At 59.4% G+C, this 24,784-nt stretch carries 27 protein-coding genes and 1 tRNA gene; 5 read left to right on the forward strand and 23 right to left on the reverse strand.

Going from position 1 to position 24,784, the window contains the following annotated elements:
* Nucleotides 1–86: 86 nt before the first annotated feature.
* The 17 genes from BMH52_RS28045 to BMH52_RS28125 form a co-directional block, all read right to left on the reverse strand.
* Nucleotides 87–162: transfer RNA gene (locus BMH52_RS28045), tRNA-Lys, on the reverse strand.
* 123 nt (nt 163–285) lie between these two features.
* The gene (gene queE / locus BMH52_RS28050) at nt 286–933 is read right to left on the reverse strand and encodes a 7-carboxy-7-deazaguanine synthase QueE (RefSeq protein ID WP_072435129.1); all 648 of its coding nucleotides are present in this window, start codon (nt 931–933) and stop codon (nt 286–288) included.
* 164 nt (nt 934–1,097) lie between these two features.
* On the reverse strand, nt 1,098–1,928 hold the full coding sequence (gene ybgF / locus BMH52_RS28055; protein ID WP_014719713.1) for a tol-pal system protein YbgF: 831 nt from the start codon (nt 1,926–1,928) through the stop codon (nt 1,098–1,100).
* A gap of 6 nt (nt 1,929–1,934) precedes the next feature.
* Nucleotides 1,935–2,435, reverse strand: a complete 501-nt coding sequence (gene pal / locus BMH52_RS28060) for a peptidoglycan-associated lipoprotein Pal (RefSeq protein WP_003193861.1) — start codon at nt 2,433–2,435, stop codon at nt 1,935–1,937.
* Between the two features lie 55 nt (nt 2,436–2,490).
* Complete coding sequence (gene tolB, locus BMH52_RS28065) at nt 2,491–3,771, reverse strand: Tol-Pal system beta propeller repeat protein TolB (RefSeq protein WP_032874245.1); 1,281 nt, start codon at nt 3,769–3,771, stop codon at nt 2,491–2,493.
* A 17-nt stretch (nt 3,772–3,788) separates the two neighbouring features.
* Nucleotides 3,789–4,862, reverse strand: a complete 1,074-nt coding sequence (tolA, locus tag BMH52_RS28070; RefSeq protein ID WP_003193863.1) for a cell envelope integrity protein TolA — start codon at nt 4,860–4,862, stop codon at nt 3,789–3,791.
* Entirely contained in the window at nt 4,862–5,314 is a 453-nt protein-coding gene (tolR, locus tag BMH52_RS28075) for a protein TolR (RefSeq protein WP_161793227.1), read from the reverse strand. Before tolR ends, tolA begins: the two co-directional genes overlap by 1 nt.
* Before the next feature lie 23 nt (nt 5,315–5,337).
* On the reverse strand, nt 5,338–6,033 hold the full coding sequence (tolQ, locus tag BMH52_RS28080; protein WP_003193865.1) for a protein TolQ: 696 nt from the start codon (nt 6,031–6,033) through the stop codon (nt 5,338–5,340).
* Between the two features lies 1 nt (nt 6,034).
* The gene (gene ybgC, locus BMH52_RS28085; protein ID WP_014719714.1) at nt 6,035–6,490 is read right to left on the reverse strand and encodes a tol-pal system-associated acyl-CoA thioesterase; all 456 of its coding nucleotides are present in this window, start codon (nt 6,488–6,490) and stop codon (nt 6,035–6,037) included.
* 139 nt (nt 6,491–6,629) lie between these two features.
* The gene (gene ruvB, locus BMH52_RS28090) at nt 6,630–7,688 is read right to left on the reverse strand and encodes a Holliday junction branch migration DNA helicase RuvB (RefSeq protein WP_003193867.1); all 1,059 of its coding nucleotides are present in this window, start codon (nt 7,686–7,688) and stop codon (nt 6,630–6,632) included.
* The gene (gene ruvA / locus BMH52_RS28095; RefSeq protein WP_003193868.1) at nt 7,689–8,300 is read right to left on the reverse strand and encodes a Holliday junction branch migration protein RuvA; all 612 of its coding nucleotides are present in this window, start codon (nt 8,298–8,300) and stop codon (nt 7,689–7,691) included.
* A gap of 70 nt (nt 8,301–8,370) precedes the next feature.
* Complete coding sequence (ruvC, locus tag BMH52_RS28100; protein WP_019821257.1) at nt 8,371–8,895, reverse strand: crossover junction endodeoxyribonuclease RuvC; 525 nt, start codon at nt 8,893–8,895, stop codon at nt 8,371–8,373.
* A gap of 171 nt (nt 8,896–9,066) precedes the next feature.
* The gene (locus BMH52_RS28105) at nt 9,067–9,813 is read right to left on the reverse strand and encodes a YebC/PmpR family DNA-binding transcriptional regulator (protein WP_003193870.1); all 747 of its coding nucleotides are present in this window, start codon (nt 9,811–9,813) and stop codon (nt 9,067–9,069) included.
* A gap of 135 nt (nt 9,814–9,948) precedes the next feature.
* A complete protein-coding gene (aspS, locus tag BMH52_RS28110) occupies nt 9,949–11,724 on the reverse strand; it encodes an aspartate--tRNA ligase (protein ID WP_005790914.1) in 1,776 nt (591 codons plus the stop codon).
* 108 nt (nt 11,725–11,832) lie between these two features.
* The gene (locus BMH52_RS28115; RefSeq protein WP_003193872.1) at nt 11,833–12,054 is read right to left on the reverse strand and encodes an FmdB family zinc ribbon protein; all 222 of its coding nucleotides are present in this window, start codon (nt 12,052–12,054) and stop codon (nt 11,833–11,835) included.
* Between the two features lie 162 nt (nt 12,055–12,216).
* Nucleotides 12,217–12,570, reverse strand: a complete 354-nt coding sequence (locus tag BMH52_RS28120) for a ribbon-helix-helix domain-containing protein (protein WP_072435124.1) — start codon at nt 12,568–12,570, stop codon at nt 12,217–12,219.
* Between the two features lie 181 nt (nt 12,571–12,751).
* Nucleotides 12,752–13,225 (reverse strand): Dps family protein, encoded by a 474-nt coding sequence (locus BMH52_RS28125; protein WP_073845698.1) that lies wholly within the window; start codon nt 13,223–13,225, stop codon nt 12,752–12,754.
* Nucleotides 13,226–13,652: 427 nt separating this feature from the next.
* Here BMH52_RS28125 and BMH52_RS29865 point away from each other — a divergent pair, with 427 nt between their 5' ends.
* Nucleotides 13,653–14,255, forward strand: coding sequence for a cold-shock protein (locus BMH52_RS29865; protein ID WP_003193875.1), 603 nt, complete (start codon nt 13,653–13,655; stop codon nt 14,253–14,255).
* A 73-nt stretch (nt 14,256–14,328) separates the two neighbouring features.
* Here BMH52_RS29865 and BMH52_RS28135 read toward each other — a convergent pair whose 3' ends face one another.
* Nucleotides 14,329–14,535 carry a SlyX family protein gene (locus BMH52_RS28135; RefSeq protein WP_005790924.1) on the reverse strand — a complete coding sequence of 69 codons (207 nt, stop codon included), beginning with the start codon at nt 14,533–14,535 and terminating at the stop codon, nt 14,329–14,331.
* A 3-nt stretch (nt 14,536–14,538) separates the two neighbouring features.
* The gene (locus BMH52_RS28140; RefSeq protein ID WP_072435122.1) at nt 14,539–14,964 is read right to left on the reverse strand and encodes an HIT domain-containing protein; all 426 of its coding nucleotides are present in this window, start codon (nt 14,962–14,964) and stop codon (nt 14,539–14,541) included.
* 740 nt (nt 14,965–15,704) lie between these two features.
* On the opposite strand from BMH52_RS28140, the gene BMH52_RS28145 reads away from it, so the two are divergent.
* On the forward strand, nt 15,705–16,985 hold the full coding sequence (locus BMH52_RS28145; protein WP_072435120.1) for an OprD family porin: 1,281 nt from the start codon (nt 15,705–15,707) through the stop codon (nt 16,983–16,985).
* Nucleotides 16,986–17,168: 183 nt separating this feature from the next.
* On the opposite strand, the gene BMH52_RS28150 is transcribed toward BMH52_RS28145, so the two are convergent.
* Entirely contained in the window at nt 17,169–18,011 is an 843-nt protein-coding gene (locus BMH52_RS28150; protein ID WP_073845700.1) for a mechanosensitive ion channel family protein, read from the reverse strand.
* Nucleotides 18,012–18,147: 136 nt separating this feature from the next.
* Nucleotides 18,148–18,633 (reverse strand): YajQ family cyclic di-GMP-binding protein, encoded by a 486-nt coding sequence (locus BMH52_RS28155; RefSeq protein ID WP_003193880.1) that lies wholly within the window; start codon nt 18,631–18,633, stop codon nt 18,148–18,150.
* 123 nt (nt 18,634–18,756) lie between these two features.
* On the opposite strand from BMH52_RS28155, the gene BMH52_RS28160 reads away from it, so the two are divergent.
* The 3 genes from BMH52_RS28160 to BMH52_RS28170 are packed head-to-tail and all read left to right on the forward strand — an operon-like array spanning nt 18,757 to nt 22,338.
* Nucleotides 18,757–19,674: a putative 2-dehydropantoate 2-reductase gene (locus BMH52_RS28160; RefSeq protein WP_014719721.1), complete on the forward strand. Its 918-nt coding sequence runs from the start codon at nt 18,757–18,759 to the stop codon at nt 19,672–19,674.
* A gap of 46 nt (nt 19,675–19,720) precedes the next feature.
* A complete protein-coding gene (locus BMH52_RS28165; protein ID WP_073845702.1) occupies nt 19,721–21,757 on the forward strand; it encodes a PAS domain-containing sensor histidine kinase in 2,037 nt (678 codons plus the stop codon).
* A gap of 2 nt (nt 21,758–21,759) precedes the next feature.
* Complete coding sequence (locus BMH52_RS28170; RefSeq protein WP_073845704.1) at nt 21,760–22,338, forward strand: cob(I)yrinic acid a,c-diamide adenosyltransferase; 579 nt, start codon at nt 21,760–21,762, stop codon at nt 22,336–22,338.
* 140 nt (nt 22,339–22,478) lie between these two features.
* Here BMH52_RS28170 and BMH52_RS28175 read toward each other — a convergent pair whose 3' ends face one another.
* Nucleotides 22,479–23,423, reverse strand: coding sequence for a Nudix family hydrolase (locus BMH52_RS28175; RefSeq protein WP_014719724.1), 945 nt, complete (start codon nt 23,421–23,423; stop codon nt 22,479–22,481).
* Between the two features lie 143 nt (nt 23,424–23,566).
* The gene (argJ, locus tag BMH52_RS28180; protein ID WP_014719725.1) at nt 23,567–24,784 is read right to left on the reverse strand and encodes a bifunctional glutamate N-acetyltransferase/amino-acid acetyltransferase ArgJ; all 1,218 of its coding nucleotides are present in this window, start codon (nt 24,782–24,784) and stop codon (nt 23,567–23,569) included.

The raw sequence follows: 24,784 nt of genomic DNA on the forward strand, positions 1-24,784 counted from the left end.
GGCTCGGGCCTGCCAAATGACAGGCAAAAAAAAACCCGGAAATCCTCACTTACGTGGGCCTTCCGGATTTTCTAAACCGCCAAAAATGGTGGGTCGTGTGGGATTCGAACCTACGACCAATTGGTTAAAAGCCAACTGCTCTACCAACTGAGCTAACGACCCGCTGTGTGGTGGCGCGTATAATACTGATTTCTAAGGATTATTCAACACCTTATTTTAAATAAATCAGAAAAAACGCATTTGAACGGTAATTCGGTGGGTAGAACGCCTCTCGCAGCCGCCTGATCAGCGCCCTGGCTCGTCGTTCCACAGGTACTTGTGCAGCTGCAATTGCAGGCGCACCGGCAGGTTGTCCGCCACTACCCAGTCGGCCAGCTCTCGGGCGCTCAGGTCGTGATGGCTGGGCGAGAACAGCACCTCGCCCGCACGACGCTCCAGGCCATACTGGATCAGCTTGGAGGTGGCCCAGTCGTAATCGTCGCGAGAACAGATGACGAACTTGACCTGATCGTTGGCCGTCAGCAAGTCGATGTTCTCGTAGCGGTTGCGGTGGGCTTCCTTGGAGTCCGGGGTCTTGAGGTCGACCACTCGGCTGACACGCGGGTCGACCGCAGAGATGTCCAGGGCGCCGCTGGTTTCCAGTGAGACCTCGTACCCCGCGTCACACAGCCGCTTGAGCAATGGGATGGCATTGGGTTGCGCCAATGGCTCACCGCCCGTCACGCAGACGTAGCGCGGCCGGTAGCCGGCAACCTGTTCCAGGATGTCGTCGAGGGTGCGCACGGTACCGCCGCTGAAGGCGTAGGCGCTGTCGCAGTATTGGCAACGCAATGGGCAGCCGGTGAGCCGTACGAATACGGTGGGCAGGCCAGCAGTGCGCGTTTCACCCTGCAACGAGTAAAAGACTTCGGTAATACGTAATGTGTCTTGCATAGTCGCCACGGGCGTAACAGCTAAACAGGCTGTCCGCCTCCGTCAGGCACTTCAAGGGATTGCGCCAACGCGTCAACCCCAGGAAGCGTGTTTCATAAAAGGGCGTGGATTCTAACGAAAAAACCCGCGACAAGCGCGGGTTTCTTCTGAACGGGCTGCATTGCTTACAAGCGTTGCAGGTCCCGCTGGGCCAACTGCGCCGCGGAGGTACCCGGATACTGGGCAACCACCTGCTGCAGAATACCTTTGACCTTGTCGGTGTGACCCAGGCGGCGTTCTACGTCAGCGAGTTTGTACAGCGAGTCCGGCACCTTGGCGTGCTTGGGGTACAGCTGGCTGACCTTGGCAAAAGCCTGGCCCGCGCCCTGCAAATCACCCTTTGCCAGGTTGACCTCACCCAACCAGTACTGGGCATTGCCCGCGTACTGGCTGTTGGGGTACTTGCGCAGGAAAGCGGTGAAGGCCTGACTGGCCTTATCGAAATCCTTGGCCTTGATCAGGTCGAAGGCTGCATCGTAATACAGTTTTTCCTTCGCCGGATCACCCGGTTCACTGCTGGCGGCAGGGGCAGCCGCGGCGGCCCCTGCTGCTGCGCCACCGGCAGCGGCGCTTGGCGCGCCACCGGCAGCAGAATTATCAGGAGTAGCGGCAGGTGCAACACCGGCTCCAATACGACGATCAAGATCCTGGTAACGCTCCAGGCCTTCTTGCTTGAGCTGGTTCACCTGGTTCTGCAGCACTTCAATGGCGCCTTGTTGCTGGGCCAATTGATCCTGCATGCGTTGCAGCTGGTTGAACAGCTCGCCCTGTGCCGAGGGAGCGGACGTAGCCGCTCCCCCCGCATAGGCGCCGTTCGTGCCATAACCTGCTGGCGGATAACTGCTCCCGCTATTGTTATAGCCTGAGTTGCTATCCGTTACAGGAACCGCAGCCCACACCGCAAGCGGTGCGAAGCTGAGAGCCAATACAGTCAGAGCACGACGGCACGTTCGCATGACGAATTACTTACGCAGTTCGACGCGACGGTTCTGAGCCCACGACTGTTCGTCGTTGCCAGTTGCAACTGGACGCTCTTTACCGTAGGAAACCAGTTCCAGTTGGCCTGGAGCAACACCTTGCAGTACCAGGTAGCGCTGAACGGCTTTCGCACGACGCTCGCCCAGTGCCATGTTGTACTCACGAGTACCACGGGCGTCAGTGTTACCTTCCAGAACAACGCGAGCGCCGTTAGCTTTCAGGTCCTTGGCGTGAACGTCCAGAGCGCGCATGGCTTCTGGCTTCAGGTCCGAACTGTCGTATTCGAAGTAGAAAGTGGTGATTGCGCGCAGAGCAGCTTCTTCGCTCAGGGAGCCGTCGACCGCACCAGTGTTGGCGCCGTAACCAGCGTTTGGATCAACAGCTGCGCCTTCACCGGCATTGTCGCCGCCTTTAGAGGAGCAACCAACGGCTACGGACAGAGCCAGAGCCAGAGCAGCAAACTTACCAAACTTCAGCATTTCCATCGTGAAACTCCTAATGAACCCCAGTGTGTTAAGTACTTCTTTTTGTAGCGCCGCGTCAGTTCAGGTAAGGGGACCAGGATGGTTCTCTGACTTCGCCTTGTGCGGTAGGAAGTGGGAGCCTTACGCGTCCATTGATGGACACGAGCATCAAGACTCCCCGGCCCTGCTGGCGGGTGGCGTAGATTACCATGGTGCCGTTGGGCGCAACAGTGGCTGACTCATCAAGGTTGGTATCTGTAAGGATTTTTACGGTTCCGCGCTGCAAATCCTGGGCCGCAACCCGAAAATTAGTGAAACCATCCTGACGGTGAATCATCACCAACGTCTTTTCATCGGCCGAAAGCTTGGGGTTGGCGTTGTAGTTACCAATAAAGGTCACACGTTCCGCACCGCCGCCGTTCACATTTGCCTTGTAGACCTGAGGCTTGCCGCCACGGTCGGAGGTGAAGTAGATGGTCGAACCATCCTTACCCCAGAACGGTTCGGTGTTGATGCCCGGGCCGCTGGTCACACGCGAGAGTTGACGCGAGGCCATGTTCATCACGTAGATATCCGGGTTACCGTCCTTGGACAGCACGAAAGCCAGGCGCGAACCATCCGGCGACCAGGCTGGCGCACCGTTGAGGCCTTCGAAGTTGGTGATCTGCTCACGACGGCCAGTATCGATGTGCTGCACAAAGATGCGCGGACGACGCTGTTCGAACGATACGTAGGCAATACGCTTGCCATCCGGCGCGAAGCGCGGCGACAGGATTGGCTCACGGGACTGCAGCAAGGTCACTGCACGTGCACCGTCGTAGTCCGAGCGCTGCAGGGTGTAGCGGGTGTTGTCTACCGAGAAGCGCTCAGCGGTGACGTACAACAGGCGCGTCGAGAACGCCCCTTTGATACCGGTGAGCTTCTCAAACGACTGGTCCGAGATGTAGTGGGCCATGTCGCGCAGTTGCTCGGCGGTACCCGATACGCTGCCGGTCAACACCTGCTGCTCGGTGGCCACGTTGAACAACGTGTACTGGATCTGCAGGCGACCGCCGGCCGGCGTGATGCTGCCGACCATCAGGTACTGGGCACCGACGGCCTTCCAGTCACGGAAGATGACTTCGCTGGCCTGGGTTGGCTGGCTGATCATGTTGCCTTTTGGAATTGGCGCGTAGTAACCGGAGTTACGCAGGTCGTCGCTGACGATCTGGGCCATGTCGTCCGGCAGCACGCTGCCGCCCTGCCAACCGAACGGAACTACCGCAATCGGTGTGGCCCGATCACTGCCGCTGGTAACCAGGATGTTCTTTTCATCCGCCGCCGCTATCCCTGCCATACAGCAAATAACGACAAGCATTCCTCGAAGAAGGTTTCTCACAAGGCTAGATCCTCAGGTGTGAATGTCATCTTGAATGAACGATAGGGAGCGAAGTCACTTGGTTTCATTCCCTGCATCTCGGTCAACCGGCCAATATTCTTGACCGCGGCAACCGCCGAACTGTCGAACGAACCGTCACCACTGGACTTGGCCACGCTGACCGAAGTCACCGTACCGTCCGGCAACATGCCGATCTGCAGCACTACTGTCATGCCTTTACGTGCCGAAGGTGGACGTGTCCAGCCTTCCGCTGCCCGCGCCCGAATCAGGTCGTCGAAACTGCCCGCGACTTCATCGCCACGCTCATCGGCCAAGGCTTGCTGACGCTGCGGCGTGTCGGAAAGCAAATCTGCCAGGGCCTGGGCCTTTTTCTCTTCGGCGGATTTGCGTGCTGCTTCCTGGGCCTTCTTCTTGGAGGCGTCGGCGGCAGCTTTCTTCTTCGCTTCGTCGGCGACTTTCTTCTTCGCCTCGTCTGCTTCAGCTTTTTTCTTGGCGTCTTCGGCGGCTTTCTTCTTCGCGTCTTCGACTATCTTTTTCTTGGCTTCTTCAGCGGCCTTTTTCTTGGCCTCTTCTTCGGCAGCCTTTTTGGCTTCTTCTTCCGATTTCTTCTTGGCTATATCAGCCAATTGTTTCTCTTCGGCCTTTTTGGCTTCGGCAGCTTTCTCGGCTTTCTTGGCTTCATCAGCCTTTTTCGCCTCGTCGGCTTTCTTGGCTTCGTCAGCCTTTTTCGATTCCTCGGCCTTTTGAGCCGCCTCTTCTTTCTTTTGTTCCGCAGCAGCCTTCACCGCTTCCTGCTCGACCTTCTTCTGTTCCATCTGCTCGACTTCAGTCTGGCGCGCAGCCGACTTCTGGGCCTCACCCGCAATCTTCTGATTGGTCTGGGTGGTGGCCTGACTTTTCGATTTCAGCTGATACAGGGTCGCCTGCACGATCGGCTTGGCTGGCGGCAGGTCCGGGGTCATGGCAAAGCTGACAAACAGCATGCCGAACACCAGGACGTGCAGGGCTATTGCCCACACGCCAGGCCAGAAGTAGCTTTCCGAGGCGGACGGCTCTCGCTGTTGCTGCATCAGGGCGCCTCGGTAATCAAGCCAACGTTACCGACGCCGGCCTTCTGCAGCCCGCCCATGGCGCCCATGACGGAGCCGTAGTCGACCGATTTGTCACCCCGGATAAACACCTGGGTGTGCTTGCCGCCTTCGTTGCCGGAGCGAATGATCTTGGTCACAGCATCGGTCATGGCCGGCAACGTCAGGGCCTTGTCCTGCTGCTTTTGCGTGTCGACTTCGCTGCCAAGGTTCCAGTAATAGGTCTTGTCAGCCTTGATCGAAATGGTCAGGACCTGAGTGTTGTTGTCCTGCGGCAAGGCTTCACTGGAAACCTTGGGCAGATCAACCTTCACGCCCTGGTTGAGCATCGGCGCGGTCACCATGAAGATCACCAGCAGCACCAGCATCACGTCGATGTAAGGCACTACGTTCATCTCGGCGACCGGCTTGCGCTTTTTGCGAGCTCGAGCGATTAAAGCCATTGGGAATTACCTGCTTATTCTTCGCTGGTGTGCACTTTACGGTGCAGGATCGCCTGGAATTCATCGGCGAAGGTGTAGTAACGGCCGATCAAGGTTTCGCTGGTTGCGGCGAAACGGTTGTAGGCGATTACTGCGGGGATAGCGGCGAACAGGCCGATCGCGGTGGCGATCAGGGCTTCGGCAATACCCGGGGCCACGGTGGCCAGTGTGGCTTGCTGCGCCTGGGCCAGGCCGCGGAAGGAGTTCATGATCCCCCATACGGTACCGAACAGGCCGATATACGGGCTGACGGAACCCACGGTGGCGAGGAACGGCAGGCCCTGCTCAAGTTTCTCTTCTTCGCGGGAGATGGCCACGCGCATGGCACGGGCCACACCTTCCATCACCGCTTCAGGATCGACACCCGGCTGCTGGCGCAGGCGCGAGAACTCCTTGAAGCCGGCACGGAAGATCTGCTCGACGCCCGAATCCGGGTCCGGGTTGCTGCCGGCCTGGCGGTACAGCTTGGACAGGTCGATACCCGACCAGAAGCGCTCTTCAAAGCTCTCCAGGGCACGTCGACCGGCGCGCAACATGTTGCTGCGCTGAAAAATCATGACCCAAGAGGTAACCGATGCGGCTACCAGTGTCAGCATGACCAGTTGAACCACGACACTGGCATTGCTGACCAGGCTCCACATGGAGGAATGGTCGACGACGGTAGGTTCCACGCTAAATCTCCTGCTTTGATTGTTGACCCGCGCCGCTCACGGCGGCAAAGGCCGCGCGTAGAGTTTCGGGAATGGCCCGAGGTTTCAAGCTGTTGGTGCGCACACACGCCACCAGGAACTGCCCCTCACAGAGCAGCGTTGCATCCGTGGCCCGCCTGACCTGCTGTTTGAAACGCAGGCTGGCACGGTTCAATTCGATGACTTCAGCGCTGACCAGCAACTCATCGTCCAGTCGCGCCGGCGCGTAATACCGCGCCTCGCTGGAATGCACGACGAATAACAGGTCCTCGCCTACAAGCTCGGACTGGGCAAAACCCAACTCCCGCAGCCGCTCGGTTCGAGCCCGTTCCATGAATTTCAGGTAATTGACGTAATAAACGATGCCGCCGGCATCGGTGTCCTCGTAATAAACGCGACAGCGATGTGCGAACGACTGATCCCCGTTTTGCGCGCGCATACTCTAGTGCTTACTCCTCAGGTTGCCAATTGGCTGGGCAACTGTTTTTTCATTCCTGAACGCTTTTGCAGTGAATCAAATGACGACGCCAGACACTGGGACAGCACAAAGCTCAGATAAATCGTCCGGCGTAAGCTTTTTAATCGTCTACCGCATCGAGGAATTCGTCTACCACGGGCATCTCTCCCAATCGTGACGGAATGTTTAGCCCAAAGTGCAGGTAAGCATGACGCGTCACCACCCTGCCCCGCGGGGTTCGCATGATGTAGCCCTGCTGAATCAGGTACGGTTCCAGCACATCCTCAATGGTATGGCGCTCTTCGCTGATGGCTGCGGCCAGGCTGTCCACGCCCACCGGGCCACCGTCGAATTTCTCGATCATGGTCAAAAGTAGGCGTCGATCCTGGTGATCAAAACCATGTTCGTCCACATCCAGCAGGTTCAAGGCAAGGTCCGCCACGGCCTTGGTGATGTGGCCCTTGGCACGCACCTCGGCAAAGTCTCGCACGCGGCGCAGCAAACGGTTGGCAATTCGTGGCGTACCGCGAGCGCGTCGAGCGATTTCAAAGGCGCCTTCCGGGTCCAGGGGCAAGCCAAGGATACTCGCCGACCGGCTGACAATGGTCGCCAGATCGGCGGTGCTATAGAACTCTAGACGTTGAACAATGCCGAAACGGTCTCGCAGCGGGTTGGTCAGCATGCCCGCACGGGTGGTCGCGCCCACCAGGGTGAATGGCGGCAGGTCGAGCTTGATCGAGCGGGCCGCAGGGCCTTCGCCAATCATGATGTCGAGCTGAAAGTCCTCCATGGCCGGGTACAGCACTTCCTCGACAATCGGTGATAACCGATGGATCTCGTCGATAAACAGTACGTCATGGGGTTCAAGATTGGTCAGCAGCGCCGCCAGGTCTCCAGGACGCTCCAGCACGGGGCCGGAGGTGGACTTGATCGACACGCCCATTTCCTGGGCGATGATATTGGCCAGGGTGGTCTTGCCCAACCCGGGCGGGCCGAAGATCAAGGTGTGGTCCAGGGACTCACTGCGCCCGCGCGCGGCCTGGATAAACAACTCCATCTGTTCGCGCACGGTGGGCTGGCCGATGTATTCGGCCAGGCTCAACGGGCGGATGGCCCGGTCCTGGACTTCTTCACGGTCACGCGGGCCGGTGGCCGCGATCAGACGATCGGCTTCAATCACTTAAATCATTCCCTTCAGGGCACGGCGAATCATGTCTTCAGCGCTCAGGTTCTTGTCCTTGATGGCCGATACGGCCTTGCTGGCTTCCTGAGGCTTGTAGCCCAGGGAGATCAGCGCATTGACCGCATCGCTTTCGGCGCTGGCGACCTGGGCCGCCGGCATATCCGGCTGGTTCGGTACCAGGGCGAACATGCTCGGCACCACCTCCCAGGCTTTGAAGCGGTCCTTGAGCTCGACCAGCAAGCGCTCGGCAGTTTTCTTGCCGACGCCCGGCACCTTGGTCAGGGCCGAGGTATCCTGGGCCGATACAGCACGCACCAACTCATCCACTTCCAGGCTCGACATCAAGGCCAGGGCCAATTTGGGCCCCACGCCATTGAGACGAATCAGCTCGCGGAAGAAATCGCGGTCGCGCTTGCCGATGAAACCATAGAGTAGTTGCGCGTCTTCGCGCACCACTAAATGCGTGTGCAAGGTTATCGGCTCGCCGACCGACGGCAGGCGATACAAGGTGGTCATGGGCACTTCCAGCTCATAACCCAACCCATTCACATCCAGAATCAGGTGCGGCGGCTGTTTCTCAGCCAGGGTGCCGCGCAAGCGTCCAATCACGGTTCAGATCCTTAAAGCTGGGGGGTCAGATCGGAGCCTGACCGCAAAAATAACGATTGCGCTGATGCTATCAGAGACGCAGGCGCCCGCCACGACTACGTGCTGCGCCCAAGCCGTGAGGCAACAGGCTGGAGCGGGTATGGGCATGGCAAATGGCGATGGCCAGGGCATCCGAGGCGTCGATCTGTGGCTTTGAAGTGAGCTTGAGCATGTGCATGACCATCATCTGCACCTGCTCCTTGTTGGCGCCACCGGTGCCGACCACGGCCTGCTTGACCTGGGTCGCGGTGTATTCAGCGATCTCCATGCCCTCCTCGGCACCCGCCACGATGGCAGCGCCACGGGCCTGGCCGAGCTTCAACGCCGAGTCGGCGTTCTTGGCCATGAAGACTTTTTCGATGCCCATGGTGACCGGGCCGTAGGTCTGGATGACTTCACGCACGCCGCGATAGACGATCTGCAGCCGTTCGGCCAATTCCCCTGCGCCAGTGCGGATGCAGCCCGAGGCGACGTACACACAGCCACGTGGGGTCTGCTGCACCACGCCAAATCCGGTGATGCGCGAACCGGGGTCGATACCTAGGATTAAAGTCATAACGCCTGCGGGTTGGATTTACAACGGTATGTGCCAGGCACACATTTGTGTAACAGCATAGAACCCCTGTGGGAGCTGGCTTGCCTGCGATGCGTGCACCTCGGTGCTTCTGTCAAGTCGAGGTGATGCTATCGCAGGCAAGCCAGCTCCCACGGTGGATATTCATCGTTCTTAAGTGAGCTGTTCGGCCACAGACTCAGGGATGTCGGCATTCGAATACACATTCTGCACATCATCCAGGTCTTCAAGCATGTCCAGCAGCTTCAGCACCTTCTGCGCACCGTCCAGGTCCAGTTCGGCACTGGTGGTCGGCAGCATCACGATTTCTGCGTCGGTGCCGTTGAAACCAGCGGCTTCCAGGGCGTTGCGCACGGCGTAGAAGCTGGCGAACGAGGTAAACACGTCGATGGAGCCGTCTTCGTTGGTCACGACGTCATCGGCATCCGCTTCCATTGCGGCTTCCATCAGCGCGTCTTCATCGGTGCCCGGTGCGAAGGTGATCTGCCCCTTGCGCTCGAACAGGTAGGCCACCGAACCATCCGTGCCGAGGTTGCCGCCGCACTTGCTGAACGCATGACGTACGGCTGCCGCGGTACGGTTGCGGTTGTCGGTCATGCATTCGACCATCACCGCCACGCCGCCCGGGCCGTAGCCTTCATAGGTCAGCTCGACCATATCGTCGGTGTCGGCCGCACCAGCACCACGGGCCACGGCGCGGTCGATGATGTCGCGGCTCATGTTGGCGCCCAGCGCCTTGTCCAGCGCCAGGCGCAGACGCGGGTTAGAGCCCGGGTCACCGCCACCCTGGCGGGCCGCGACGGTCAGTTCGCGAATCCACTTGGTGAAGATTTTGCCTTTCTTGGCATCCTGACGCTCTTTGCGGTGCTTGATGTTCGCCCACTTGGAATGGCCAGCCATAACACAACTCCGAATTCTCTAGAAACCTTATCAATCTCGCCCCAGGCGAGATTTCCCTCTTTTAAACGCAAAGGCGCATCCGAAGATGCGCCTTTTTGACTGCGTACAACCTTATCGCGCTTTCACGCTGCAGCCTTACTCAGCCTTCGGCGTCTCGCGCAGGCGGATGTGCAGCTCGCGCAGGGCCTTGGCATCCACAACACCCGGCGCCTGGGTCATGACGTCCGCAGCGCTCTGGGTTTTCGGGAAGGCGATCACTTCACGGATCGACTGGGCGCCGGTCATCAGCATCACCAGACGGTCCAGGCCGAACGCCAGGCCACCGTGCGGCGGCGCGCCGTATTTCAGGGCGTCGAGCAGGAAGCCGAATTTCTCTTCCTGTTCCGCTTCGTTGATGCCCAGCAGGCGGAATACCGCTTGTTGCATCTCTTTGCGGTGGATACGGATCGAACCGCCACCCAGTTCAGTACCGTTCAACACCATGTCGTAGGCACGGGACAGCGCGCCTGCAGGGTTGGCTTCCAGCTCTTGCGGGGAGCACTTCGGTGCGGTGAACGGGTGGTGCAAGGCGCTGAAGCTGCCGTCGTCGTTCTCTTCGAACATCGGGAAGTCCACAACCCACATCGGCGCCCACTCGCAGGTCAGCAGGTTCAGGTCGTGACCGAGCTTGATCCGCAGCGCGCCCAGGGCTTCGCTGACGATCTTGGCCTTGTCGGCGCCGAAGAACACGATGTCGCCGTCAACCGCACCGACGCGATCAAGGATCGTGTTCAGGTTGGCTTCAGGGATGTTTTTCACGATCGGCGATTGCAGGCCGTCGACGCCGTTGGCGCGCTCGTTGACCTTGATGTACGCCAGGCCCTTGGCACCGTAGATGCCGACGAACTTGGTGTAGTCGTCGATCTGCTTGCGCGGCATGCTCGCGCCGCCAGGCACACGCAGGGCGGCGATGCGGCATTTAGGATCGTTGGCCGGGCCGCTGAACACCTTGAAGTCGACGTCCTTGAGCTGGTCGGCCACGTCCACCAGTTCCAGCGGGTTACGCAGGTCTGGCTTGTCGGAACCGTAGCGGCGCATGGCTTCTTCGAAAGTCATGTGCGGGAATTCGCCGAACTCCAGGTCCAGCACTTCCTTGAACAGGTTGCGGATCATCTGCTCGGTCAGGCCCATGATCTCTTTTTCATCGAGGAAGCTGGTCTCGATGTCGATCTGGGTGAATTCCGGCTGGCGGTCAGCGCGCAGGTCTTCGTCACGGAAGCACTTGGCGATCTGGTAGTAGCGGTCGAAACCGGCCACCATCAGCAGTTGCTTGAACAGCTGCGGCGATTGCGGCAAGGCGAAGAAGCTGCCGGCATGGGTACGGCTCGGTACCAGGTAGTCACGCGCGCCTTCCGGGGTGGCCCGGGTGAGGATCGGCGTTTCGACGTCCAGGAAGCCGTTTTCATCCAAGAAGCGGCGGATGCTGGTGGTCATGCGCGAACGCAGGCGCAGCTTCTCGGCCATTTCCGGACGACGCAAGTCCAGGAAGCGGTAGCGCAGGCGGGTTTCTTCGCCCACATCGGAGTATTCGTTGAGTGGGAACGGTGGGGTTTCCGACTCGTTCAGCACTTCCAGCTCATAGCCCAGTACTTCGATGCCGCCGGACGCCATGTTCTTGTTCACGGCACCGGCCGGACGCAGGCGTACCTTGCCGGTGATCTTGACGACGTATTCGCTGCGCACGCGGTCGGCGGCTGCAAAACTCTCGGCGCGGTCCGGGTCGAACACCACCTGGGCCAGACCATCACGGTCACGGATATCGAGGAAGATCACCCCGCCGTGGTCGCGGCGACGGTGAACCCATCCGCAAAGGGTGATTTCCTGACCTTCCAGGGTCTCGTTCAGTTGGCCGCAATAGTGGCTGCGCATCATGGTCGTGGTTTCACTTCTCGTAATTCGAAATTCGGTGGCAGGCCCGCCTCGTCACCGTACATTAAAGCAGGGGACGGATAATGCAGGAGCCTGCGCGTAGAGTTCAACTCAGTCTGCTTTGTCGCCGCCCGCCAGGTTCTTCTTGGCGCCGGTCTTGAAATCGGTCTCGTACCAGCCGCTGCCGCTCAGGCGGAAGCCCGGCATGGACAACATCTTCTTCAACTCAGGTGCCTGGCAGGCAGGGCAATCGACCAGCGGCGCGGCGCTGATCTTCTGAATGGCTTCCAACTGATGACCACAGGAAGCGCATTGATAGTCGTACATGGGCATGGAGATGTCTCGGCGATCAGATCGTTACAGCGCCACGCCCTGCCCTGTGCTTAAAGCCCGGCATGCGCAGCAAAGCGCGGGATTATATCTGGTAAATCAACACAGCGCAGCCGGCTTTGTGCTCAGGGCCCGGCCCGCCGGGATGACGGACCGACCACCGGACTACTGCGCAAGCGTGTCCCCGCACGTGAGGGCGCCACGGCCTTTGAGCACATGGACCACGCACACCACCCTCACCAGCCCACTGAAGTTCTTCACGCCTCCGTAACGCAAATGCACTTCCCGATCGACGTAGGACAACAACGCACTGACCGAACAGGTATTGAGCCTGGCGATTTCCGTCAGGATGTTCCAATAGATCTGTTCAAGCCGCAGGCAGGTAGAAAACCCATTGAGCCTGACCGACCGGGACAGCGGCTTGGCCAGCCCCATATCAAAACCCTTGGCAAAAGGGTCGACCTTTATCTTGTGAAAACCACAGGTTTCCATCGCTCCCTTACTCACTCCACGTGACATACAGCTGACACTCCATTGCCAAACAACAGCCAACAGGTTTCTCCCATTGGACGATGGGCCTATAAAACAGCAGCCAGCACAGAGCAGCCAGAAGACGGGGAGTTGTTAGTCGTAGGACAACGCCAGGAAGCGCAGGGAAACCAGCAGGCGGCGCCCAAAAGGCGCCGCCAGGGTTCGACGATTACTGGTTTTCGAGCAGGGAGCGCAGCATCCACGCGGTTTTCTCGTGAACCTGCATACGCTGGGTCACGAGGTCCGCCGTCGGCTCATCACTGACTTTGTCGAGCAATGGGAAGATGCCCCGCGCGGTACGCGTGACTGCTTCCTGACCGGCCACCAACTGCTTGATCATCTCTTCGGCGCTCGGCACCCCCTCTTCTTCCTTGATGGAAGACAGGCGGGCGTAAATCGAATAGGCACCCGGCGCCGGGAAGCCCAAGGCACGGATACGCTCAGCAATGGAGTCCACTGCCAGCGCCAGCTCGTTGTACTGCTCTTCGAACATCAGGTGCAGCGTACGAAACATGGGGCCTGTGACGTTCCAATGGAAATTGTGGGTCTTCAGATACAGAACATAGGTATCGGAGAGCAGGCGGGAAAGTCCGTCGACGATGGATTTACGGTCTTCTTCACTGATACCAATATCGATTGCCATGTGTTTCCCCTTCAATTGACGAGCATTCATTGATCAGGTGCAGCTCCACTCTAGCAAGAGAGTGCGCCACGTGCAGCCCGACACACTCGGGCGGCATGCGGCAAATCGCCCCGCACCGCCTGCGAGATCTGAGTTGGCAAGCCTGTTTACCTGTAGGAAGGGTCTTGGCTGCCACTGAAAAAATCCCGCACCTGTCTAGGACAAGCGTTTGACGCAGAAATGCCGTGGCCGTGGCAACACCCCGAAATGCTTGATTTGAGTAGGCACAGCCTTTGCTGTTAAATAGACGCGGTGTGGCTGCCGTTTATTCCTGCGGCACGTCACATAGGCTGATACCCGCGCACGTGCTCAACGCCTCCCATTGTTCAGAAGCGAACCGTGCCAGTCAGCTCTTCCTTGTGATCCGTCTTAACGTGAGTTAACCAAAATGTTGAAAATCGTCCACCTGCTAACGGGCGTTGCAGCGTTGCTGCTGTCCTTTATTCCGAGCCTGCAGCCTGAAAGCCTGCCCTACCTGGAACAACACGACGCCCTGTACCTGGCCTTGTTCGGCCTTCTTAACCTGACGCTCGCACCGGTAATCCCTTACTGGAACAAAGGCACGCGTCATCAACTGCAAAACCTGGTCAGTGCGCTGCTGGTGCTGACTGTTGTCGTACAAACCCTTACCCTCCTGGCGCCCATGCCTGAAGTCGGGGGCCATCCGGCCATCCTACTCAGCCTGGTGATTGCTGTGGTCGCCATCGTTCTTCACCTGGCCATCAGCTTCTACCGCTCGTCTCCAGCGGCCGCGTCGCAAAACTATGACATGACCAACCGGGATACCGGGACCGTCAAGTGGTTCAACACCTCCAAGGGCTTCGGCTTCATTTCCCGCGATTCGGGCGACGATATCTTCGTCCACTTCCGAGCCATTCGTGGCGAAGGCCATCGCGTACTGGTCGAAGGCCAGCGCGTGGAGTTCTCGGTGATGAACCGTGACAAGGGCCTGCAAGCCGAAGACGTCATCGCTGCCCTGCCGCGTCGCTGATTCCCCAGCTTTCGCAGCAAAAAAAACCGCGATCCAGCCTTGGCTGGGTCGCGGTTTTTTATTGCGTGCGCAGTCAATAGTGGGGCGGCGGCGCTTCTTCTTCGGATGACTCGAATTGCCCGCCCATTTCTTCCTGGCGCTTGAGCAGTGCAGTCATCTGCAATTGCAGGCGTTCGACGGCCCGCTGCTGGGTGACCAGAATGTCATTGAGGGTTTCAATGGTGTCGTCCTGGAAGGCCAGGCGGCTTTCCAGGTCGGTGACGCGTTCTTGCAGGTCCATGGTTCAGTCCTGGGTAAAGATGAAGTCGGCAGGCAATAGCTCACGCAATCGGCTGCGAATCGCGGCCACCTGCTCTTCGGTATAGGGCTGGGCCGGGTGCTTGCCCCACACGGGGGCTGGCCAGGCGGCGTCGTCGCGCTTGCGCACAATCACATGCACATGCAACTGGCTGACCACGTTACCCAACGCGCCGATGTTCATTTTGTCGGCCGCCAAGCCCTCGTTGAGCAACTGCGCCAAGGCTGTCGTTTCTTGCCACAAGGTTTGTTGATCGGCGACATCCAGTTGAAACACTTCGCTGATACCGTCGATGCGTGGCACCAGAATGAACCAGGGGTAATTGGCGTCATTGGACAGCAGCAGACGACAGAGCGGGAAGTCCCCAATGGCCAAGGTATCTTGTAGCAGGCGTTGATCTAAGGCGAACACGTGGCACTCCGTTCGGCAGGTCGGTAACAGGTGCCCAGCATACCTTCGAATGCCCAAGGCTTCACGGGCAATGCTGGCGGCCTTGAGGCAGCCGGGCAAAAAAATGCACCCTTTAGAGGCAGTAACTCAAGAGAGCAACGCTAGGCCGGGCCTCAACGGGATGCACCAAAATGACCCACCTGTGCCTCAAAGGGATCCGCCGATTACCCACTGATAAGGGTCAACCGGTAACGTTTTACCCAGGTACAGGATTCAGGTACCACCGAACCGGGGTAACACCCTGGCGTCAAGCCCAACCCAAATGGCGTAAAACCCCCGTGCTTATGCGGTTTTTACAGGTTCATCACACTTTTCACGAAAAAATGACATTCGGTCAGCGGTTTGAGCACGCTTGTTGCATTCACCCCCATATCGTCGGCAACGGCACCCGTTTGGACACAGGTGTTTCGCGATAAAAATAGTGGCGTTTCAATGTGTATCAGGGAAGTGTTCAAACTTTGAAAGAAGTCTGAAAACAGCATTGAAGTTGTCAGCCTGGATACATTTTGGGCTGTGAATTTGCGACATGGATCTAGCGATTTACGACAGCCTCGTAAAGAAGCTGAAAGGATAGTTGAGTAAGTATCGTCAATAGGGTCTGCGTGAGCTAACTTTGCGCCGACACAAAAAGAAAGAGCCGCCCAGATAAAAATACAGGTGGGACGGCAGTACTCTTCCTAAAACCAAAGGAGCAAATCACGATGCGCGTGATGAAGTGGAGCATGATCGCCCTGGCTGTTTCAGCAGGCACCTCGCAGTTCGCAATGGCGTCCGCCCAGGACGATTCCAAGGGCTTTGTTGAAGACAGCACGTTCAGCATCAATACTCGCGCGCTGTACTTCAGCCGTGACTTCCGTAACAACCCGTCGGGCCCAGGCTCCAAGAGCCGTGCTGAAGAAACCGGCCTGGGCTTCAATGCCCTCTACGAATCTGGCTTCACCCAGGGCACCATTGGTGTCGGTGTCGACGTGATCGGCCTGATGGGCGTCAAGCTCGACAGCGGCAAGGGCCGCGCCGGCACCGGCCTGTTCCCAACCGGTTCCGATGGTCGCTCGCAAGACGACTACTCCAAAGGCGGCGGCGCGGTGAAGTTCCGCATCTCCAACACAGTGCTGAAAATCGGTGACCAATACACCACAGCCCCAGTGTTTGCCTCCGACGACAGCCGCCTGCTGCCAGAGCTGCCGCAAGGTATCTCCATCACCAGCAACGAAATCAAGGGCCTGAAGCTTGAAGGCGGTCACTTCACTTCCAGCGTCGCGCAGAACCAGACCTACCACGACAGCCTGGGCCTGACCAAAACCGACTTTGTCGGCGGTGTGTATGCCTTCACTCCAGAAGTCACCGGCAGCCTGTACTACGCGAAAACCGAAGATTACTTCCGCAAGTACTACAGCAACCTGAACTGGACCCACGCCCTGAGCGATGATCAGTCGTTCGCCCTGGACTTCAACATCTACGACACCAAGAGCGACGGCGCCGGCCTGCAACGCGCAGAGAAAGATGGCGTGACCAAGCTCGACAACCGCGCCTTCAGCTTGCAGGGTGCGTACACCATCGGTGCTCACACCTTCACCCTGGCAGCCCAGAAAGTCACCGGTGACGGCGACTACGGTTACGGCGTAGACGGCGGCGGCACTGTGTTCCTGGCCAACTCCATCGCCCGTTCCGACTTCAACGCCGAAGGCGAAAAGTCCTATCAGGCGCGTTATGACATCAACATGGCGACCTTTGGCATTCCGGGCCTGAGCTTCATGACCCGTTACGTCACCGGTAGCGGCGCCAACACCGGCACCACCTCGAACGGCAAAGAGTGGGAACGCGACATCGAAGCCAAGTACGTGATCCAGAGCGGCCCGGCGAAAAACCTGAGCCTGCGCCTGCGTCAAGCGACTTACCGTTCCGGTGATGGCGTGTACTACGGTTCGCCGTCGATCGACGAGCTGCGTCTGATCGCCAACTACCCGCTGAACATCTTGTAGTTGCCGGTTCAATTACAACGATGACTTGAGGCCTCGGCCTTAAACAAAAAGCCGCTCCTCTGTTTAAACAGGGAGCGGCTTTTTTATTGCAGTTTTACTTCAACCAACAAAACAACTAGCAAGCTAAGTAACTAGTTTTTTCAAAGCTGACCTTTCGGCCAACTTCGATAGCATCACGCCAAGTTACTTCGGCGCACTTTCCTGCATCACCCGAATAACCCGTTGCGGAAACGGAATATCAATCCCGGCCGCTTTCAAACGGTCACGCGCCAGTTCATTGAGCATAAACATCACGTCCCAATAATCCGGAGTGTTGGTCCAGCAACGCAGGGAGATGGTGATGGAACTGTCGCCCAAGGTCGACACCACCGCCACGGCGGCAGGGTCCTTCAGTACACGCGGGTCTTCGGCCAGAGCCAGCAATACTTCACGGGCCTTTTGCAGGTCCGCCTCATAGTCCACACCCACGTCAAACACGACCTTGCGGGTCGGCTGGCGGTTGGTGTTGGTGATAAGGCCGTTGGACAGGCTGCCGTTGGGAATGATCACCGTCTTGTTGTCGCCGGTACGCAGCACCGTGTGGAAGATCTGGATGCTGTCGACGGTACCCGAGGTACCCTGGGCTTCGATCCAGTCACCGATACGGAACGGGCGGAACAACAGAATCAACACGCCGCCGGCAAAGTTCGCCAGGCTGCCTTGCAAGGCCAGGCCGATAGCCAGGGTAGCGGCACCGATCGCCGCAACGAACGAGGTGGTTGCCACACCGATCATCGAGGCCACGTTGACCACCAGCATGACTTTGAGCGCGATGTTCGCAAGGCTGGTGATGAAGTGTTGCAGTGCCAAGTCTGCGTTACGCATGGCCAGCAGACGGCCCACGCGGTGAGTCAAGACGTTGATCAGCCACCAGCCGATGGCCAGGGTGACCAACGCCAGCAATACGCGGCTGCCGTATTCCATGATCATGGGGAGCCAAGACTGGGAGGTCTTGATCAGGTGATCCATTTCAGCGTTCAAATCCATCTACTTTCTCCTGTTGTGCGGCGATAAGGCTGTATTGACTGCCTGAAAACGCAATTGAGCCCCGAAGGGCTCAATTGTAGGCACTGATGCTGGGGCGTGGGACGTCAAAAGTGCCCACAGGTTCCCCAAAGTGCCATCAGTCGCGGAAGTTATTGAACTGCAGCGGCATGTCGAAAGTCTTGGCGCGCAGAGCTGCGATAGCCTCTTGCAGGTCATCACGCTTCTTGCCGGTGACGCGAACCTGCTCGCCCTGGATGGCGGCCTGGACTTTGAGCTTGGCGTCCTTGATATGCGCCACGATCTTCTTGGCCAGCTCTTTGTCGATGCCTTCCTTGAGCACGGCTTCCTGCTTCATCAGCTTGCCGGAGGCGTAGGCATCTTTGACTTCCAGACATTGCACGTCGATCTTGCGCTTGACCAGGGCCAGCTTGAGGATCTCGATCATCGCTTCCAGCTGGAAATCGGCTTCAGCGGTCAGGTTGACGGTCAGTTCCTTTTCCTTGAATTCGAAGCTGCCCTTGCCTTTCAAGTCATAGCGACGGTCCAGTTCCTTGACGGCGTTCTCGACGGCGTTGGTGACTTCGTGTTTGTCCAGTTCAGATACCACGTCGAACGAAGGCATGTGATTTCTCCAATATAAGGGGCGGGCTCAGTAGAGATGGAGCGCGCCCGAGCTAAAATGCCGGGGCATTATAGCGGTTCTTTCGCGCCGTTCACCGCTGGCGACCTTATGGAGTACACACTGATGTCGACCCCCTGGCATATTCTTGGCGCTGGCAGCCTGGGCACCCTCTGGGCCACGCGGCTGGCACGCGCGGGGGTGCCCGTCAGGCTGATCCTGCGTAACCAGGCGCGCCTGGCCAGCTATCGCGCAGGCAAAGGGCTGACCCTGGTGGAGCACGGCGTGGAACAGACTTATCCGGTCATCGGCGAAACGCCTGATAGCTCGGAGCCGATTCGGCGTCTGCTGGTAGCGTGCAAAGCCTACGACGCTCAAAGCGCCATCGCACAGTTGCAGCATCGACTGGCGCCGGACGCCGAATTGATCCTGCTGCAAAACGGCCTCGGCAGCCAGGACGCCGTGGCTGCGCAATGGCCGTCGGCGCGCTGCATCTTTGCCTCCAGCACCGAGGGCGCATTTCGCGATGGCGATTGGCGGGTGGTATTTGCCGGCCATGGCTACACCTGGCTGGGGGACGCGAGCCATCCCACCCCGCCGCTGTGGCTGGATGATTTGCAAGCGGCAGGCATCCCCCATGAATGGGCCACCGATATCCTGACGCGCCTGTGGCGCAAGCTCGCGCTCAATTGCGCCATCAACCCACTGACCGTGTTGTACCACTGCCGCAACGGCGGTTTGAGCGCCCACCACTGCGAGGTCGCCACGCTCTGCGCCGAACTGGCCGAACTGCTGGAGCGCTGTGGCCAGCCTGCGGCTGCACAGGACTTGCACAGCGAAGTCGAGCGGGTGATCCAGGCCACCGCCGCCAATTATTCCTCCATGTACCAGGACGTCGCCAACGCCCGACGCACCGAGATCAGTTACCTGCTGGGCTACGCTTGCCAGGCCGCGGCCCGCCATCAGTTGGCAGCGCCGCACCTGCAACAGGTACACACGCGGTTGGTGGCGCATCTGCTTGCACGCGGATTGGCCAGCGACTGAGGCACGCGCTACTCTGCCTACCTGTCTATCACCGGGGAAAACTCTGATGCCACTGCGCCAGCGTCTTGAAAATCTACCAGTAGGACAAAAACTGCTGGCGGCCCTGCTGGTGCTTCTCACCACCGTATTGCTGGTGGCCAACCTGACGTTTATCAGCGCCGCCTACTGGATCTCCCAGGAAAGCATGGCCCCCCAGGCCTTGCAGGCTATTGGTCGACTGGTGTCCAACCCCTCGCTCGCCGCCGAGGCGCTTGAGTCCCCGACCAAGGCCGAGGCGCTGCTCAATGAATTGACCAGCTATTCACCGTTGCGCGCCGCCGCGCTGTACGACGGCGAAGGCAACCGCCTGGCGCAGATGCAGCACGGCGACCGCCTGCACCTGCCGGACCACTACCGGCATATCGAAGCGTGGCGCCTCACCGAATTTCGCAGCAACCAGATCATCAACCTGCCCCGTGGCACTCAGCCTTCGGGGCATTTGTTGCTGGTGGCCAGCAGTGAGCTGCCGGTGGCGTTCTATACCGGCACGCTGACCGCGAGCCTGGGCATCCTGATTTTCAGTGTGTTGCTGTGGCTGGTCATCGCCCGGCAGATCAAACGCCTGATCACACGACCGATTCATGAACTTGAAGAACTGTCCCGCCAGGTGACCCGCGAGGAGAACTACGCTTTACGCGCCGGGCGTGGCAACCGTGATGAAATCGGCAGCCTGGCCGAAGCGTTCAACACCATGTTGTCGCGCATCGAAGCCCGCGAGCAGCAGCTCAAACGCGCGCGCGACGACTCTCAGGCCGCGTATGACCAGGCCCAGGGTTTGGCCGAAGAAACCCGGCATACCAACCGCAAGCTGGAACTGGAAGTCCAGGTACGCAGCAAGATCGAGAAAAAGCTCACGGGCTTCCAGAACTACCTGAACAGCATCATTGACTCGATGCCCTCGGCGCTGATCGCCCTGGACGAACAACTCTATGTCACCCAGTGGAACCAGGAAGCTACCGCCCTCTCCGGTACGCGTCTGGACGAAGCCCTGAACCAGCCGGTGTTCCTGGCCTTCCAGCCGCTCAAGCCGTACCTGCCACAGATCAAGGCCACCGTGGAGCAGCACACAGTGGAGCGGATAGAACGGGTCACCTGGATCAAGGACGACGAGCCCAAGCATTATGCGCTGACGTTCTACCCGTTGATGGGCGGCGCCGGGCGCGGTGTGGTGATCCGAATCGACGACATCACCCAGCGCCTGTCCCTGGAAGAAATGATGGTGCAATCGGAAAAAATGCTCTCCGTGGGCGGCCTGGCCGCAGGTATGGCCCATGAGATCAACAACCCGTTGGGCGCGATCCTGCATAACGTGCAGAACATTCGGCGGCGCCTGTCCCCCGAGCTGCCCAAGAACCTTGAACTTGCCGAACAGGTGGGCATCGAGCTGGAGACGGTCAACCGATACCTGCAAGGCCGCGAAGTCCCGCAACTGCTCGACGGCATTCAGCAGGCCGGGGCGCGTGCCGCGAAAATCGTTACCCACATGCTCAGCTTCAGCCGCCGCAGCAATCGCCAGATGGCGCCCTGTGATTTGCCGGCGCTGATCGACCAGGCCGTGGAAATCGCCGGTAACGACTTTGACCTGACCATCGGTTTCGATTTCAAGGGCCAGGCGATCATCCGCCAGTTCGATCCGCAACTGGGCCCGGTGCCCGGCACCGCCAACGAGCTGGAGCAAGTGCTGCTCAACTTGCTGAAAAACGCTGCCCAGGCCATTCACCTGCGCGAGGACGACAGCGAGCCGGGGCGCATCATCCTGCGCACCCGCCTCAACCCGCCGTGGGCGGAAATCCAGGTGGAAGACAACGGCATCGGCATGAGCGAAAACGTGCGCAAACGCACGTTCGAACCGTTCTTTACCACCAAGGAAATCGGCCAAGGTACCGGGCTTGGGCTGTCAGTGTCGTATTTCATCATCACCAACAACCACAAGGGCCAGATGGAAGTGCATTCCACCCTGGGCCAGGGCACCTGCTTTACCTTGCGCCTGCCTTTGGCCGGCAGCCAATTGCCCCCCACTGAACTTACCCAACTGGAGCACTGACCATGGGCTTTCGCCTGTCGAAGATCTACACCCGTACCGGCGACAAAGGCGAGACCGGCCTCGGCGACGGCCGCCGCGTGCCCAAGGACCATCCACGCGTGGAAGCGATTGGCGAGGTGGATACGCTGAACAGCCAACTCGGCCTGCTGTTGGCTAACCTTGAAGAACAAAGCGGCAAGCATCCGGGGTTGAAGGATGTGATTGAAGTGCTCACGCCTTGCCAGCACCGTCTGTTTGACTTGGGCGGTGAGCTGGCCATGCCGGTGTACAAGGCATTGAATGCCGCAGAAGTGGATCGGCTGGAAGCGGCGATTGACCGCTGGAATGAGGAGGTTGGGCCGCTGGAGAACTTCATCCTGCCTGGCGGTTCAGCGTTGATCGCTCAAGCCCATGTGTGCCGCAGCCTGGCGCGCAGCGCCGAACGCCGTTGTCAGCACCTGAATGCGGTGGAACCGTTGGAGGGTGTGGGGTTGGCGTACATCAATCGGTTGTCGGATTTGCTGTTTGTGGCGGCCAGGGTGATTGCCAAACGCCAAGGTGTTACGGAAGTGTTGTGGCAGGCAGCGGCCAAGCCACACTGAGCAGATCGTTCCCACGCTTTGCGTGGGAATGCATCAACGGACGCTCCGCGTCCCAAAGCGTGACGCAGAGCGTCGCAGGAGGCATTCCCACGCAGAGCGTGGGAACGATCAGCACGATCAGCAGAGCGTGGGAACGCTCATCACACCTGCGGCCAGAACGCCCGAATACCTGCCACACCTTGCGCACCAGCCTCCCAAGCTTGCTCCCGCTGCGCCGGCCCAACCCCGCCCAACAGAAACACCGGCTTGCTGAACCCGGCGATCAACTCAGCCGCCTGTTCCCAACCCAACGGCTGCGCATCCGGATGGGTCTGAGTCGGCTGCACCGGCGACAGCGTGACGAAATCCACGTCCATCAACTCTGCCAGCGCCAGTTCTTCCGCGTTGTGGCAAGACGCCGCCAACCAGCGGTCTTTGGGCAGCGGCCGGCCCTTGCTCGCGTATTTGCGCAACTGCGCCGAGGTCATATGCCATCCCGCAGCAGGGAAATCCCCCAGCCACTCGAACGGCCCCTTGAGCATCAGTTGCGCCTTGCCAGCACACAGGCCCACCGCATCCACCGCCAGGTCACGGTATTTGGGGTCATAGCCGTTGGGCGCACGCAGTTGAACCAGCTTGATGCCACCGGCAATAGCCTTCTGGATACCGCGCAACAGCGTCGGGGTCTCCAGCTCGCCAGGGGTGATCAGGTACTCGGCGGGCAAGCGTGCCGCGGCGACAATCGGCGCATTCGCCGCCGGGAATTCATAGTTGACCAAGTCCCGCGGTGCCACCCACGCCAAAGGCTGCCCTTCAGCGCCATGGGGCTCGCCGGTAAAAGCCGAGACTTCCCAGACATCCAGCAATACCTGCTTGTCCGGATAGTCATGTTGCACCTTGATCAGCGGCCGCGCCGTGGTGACCTGGATGCCCAGCTCTTCCTGCAATTCACGGGACAAGGCCGTGGCAACCGACTCATCAGCCTCCACCTTGCCGCCGGGAAATTCCCAGAGGCCGCCTTGATGCTGAGTATCGGCACGGCGCGCCAGCAGGATCCTGCCATCGACACCGCGGATCACCGCTGCTGCTACATGCACTCGTTTCACGCCACTGCTTCCTCTCGTTATAGCCCTTTGTAGGAGCGAGCTTGCTCGCGAAGAACGTCAACGATAACGCGTGCATCCTGGATAAACGCGGTGGCCTTGAGTTTTTCGCGAGCAAGCTCGCTCCTACAGGGGGAGGGTCATTTTCAGGTACGGTATTCCGCGTTGATCTTCACGTACTCGTGGGACAGGTCGGTGGTCCAGATGGTTTCGCTGCAGTCACCACGACCCAGTTCGATACGGATGGTGATTTCTTCCTGCTGCATCACCGCCGAGCCCTGGGCTTCGGTGTAGGTTTCGGCGCGGGCGCCACGGCTGGCGATGCACACGTCACCCAGGAACACGTCGATTTTGCTCACGTCCAGGTCCGGCACGCCGGCACGGCCGACAGCCGCGAGGATACGGCCCCAGTTCGGGTCCGAAGCAAACAGCGCGGTCTTGATCAGCGGCGAGTGCGCCACGGTGTAGCCCACATCCAGGCATTCCTGATGGTTGCCGCCGCCGTTGACTTCAACCGTGACGAACTTGGTCGCGCCCTCGCCGTCACGCACGATGGCCTGGGCCACGTCCATGCACACTTCGAACACCGCCTGTTTCAACGCCGCAAACAACGGACCTTCGGTGGAGGTGATTTCCGGCAGGTTGGCCTGGCCGGTGGCGATCAGCATGCAGCAGTCGTTGGTGGAGGTGTCACCGTCGATGGTGATGCGATTGAACGACTTGTTGGCGCCGTCCAGCATCAGGCGTTGCAGCACATCACGGGAAACTTTGGCGTCGGTGGCGATATAGCCGAGCATGGTGGCCATGTTCGGGCGGATCATGCCTGCGCCTTTGCTGATACCGGTGACGGTGATGGTCACGCCCTCATACACGAACTGGCGGCTCGCGCCTTTGGGCAAGGTGTCGGTGGTCATGATGCCAGTGGCCGCAGCCGCCCAGTTATCCACAGACAGATCATCGAGCGCGGCTTGCAGGGCGCCTTCGATTTTTTCCACCGGCAGCGGCTCACCGATCACACCGGTGGAGTACGGCAACACCTGGCTGGCATCGACGCCGGTCAACTGGGCCAGCTTGGCGCAGGTGCGCGCCGCCGCCACCAGGCCCGGCTCTCCGGTGCCCGCGTTGGCGTTGCCGGTATTGGTCAGCAGGTAGCGAATCGACCCGGCCACGCGCTGCTTGGCCAGAATCACCGGCGCGGCGCAGAATGCGTTGAGGGTGAACACGCCCGCTACGGTCGAGCCTTCAGCACAGCGCATCACCACCACATCCTTGCGCCCCGGGCGCTTGATGCCGGCCGAAGCGATACCAAGTTCAAAACCGGCAACCGGGTGCAACGTGGGCAAAGGACCAAGACCAACAGCCAT

The organism is Pseudomonas sp. BTN1 (genome assembly GCF_001907715.1).
Lineage (GTDB): Bacteria > Pseudomonadota > Gammaproteobacteria > Pseudomonadales > Pseudomonadaceae > Aquipseudomonas > Aquipseudomonas paracarnis.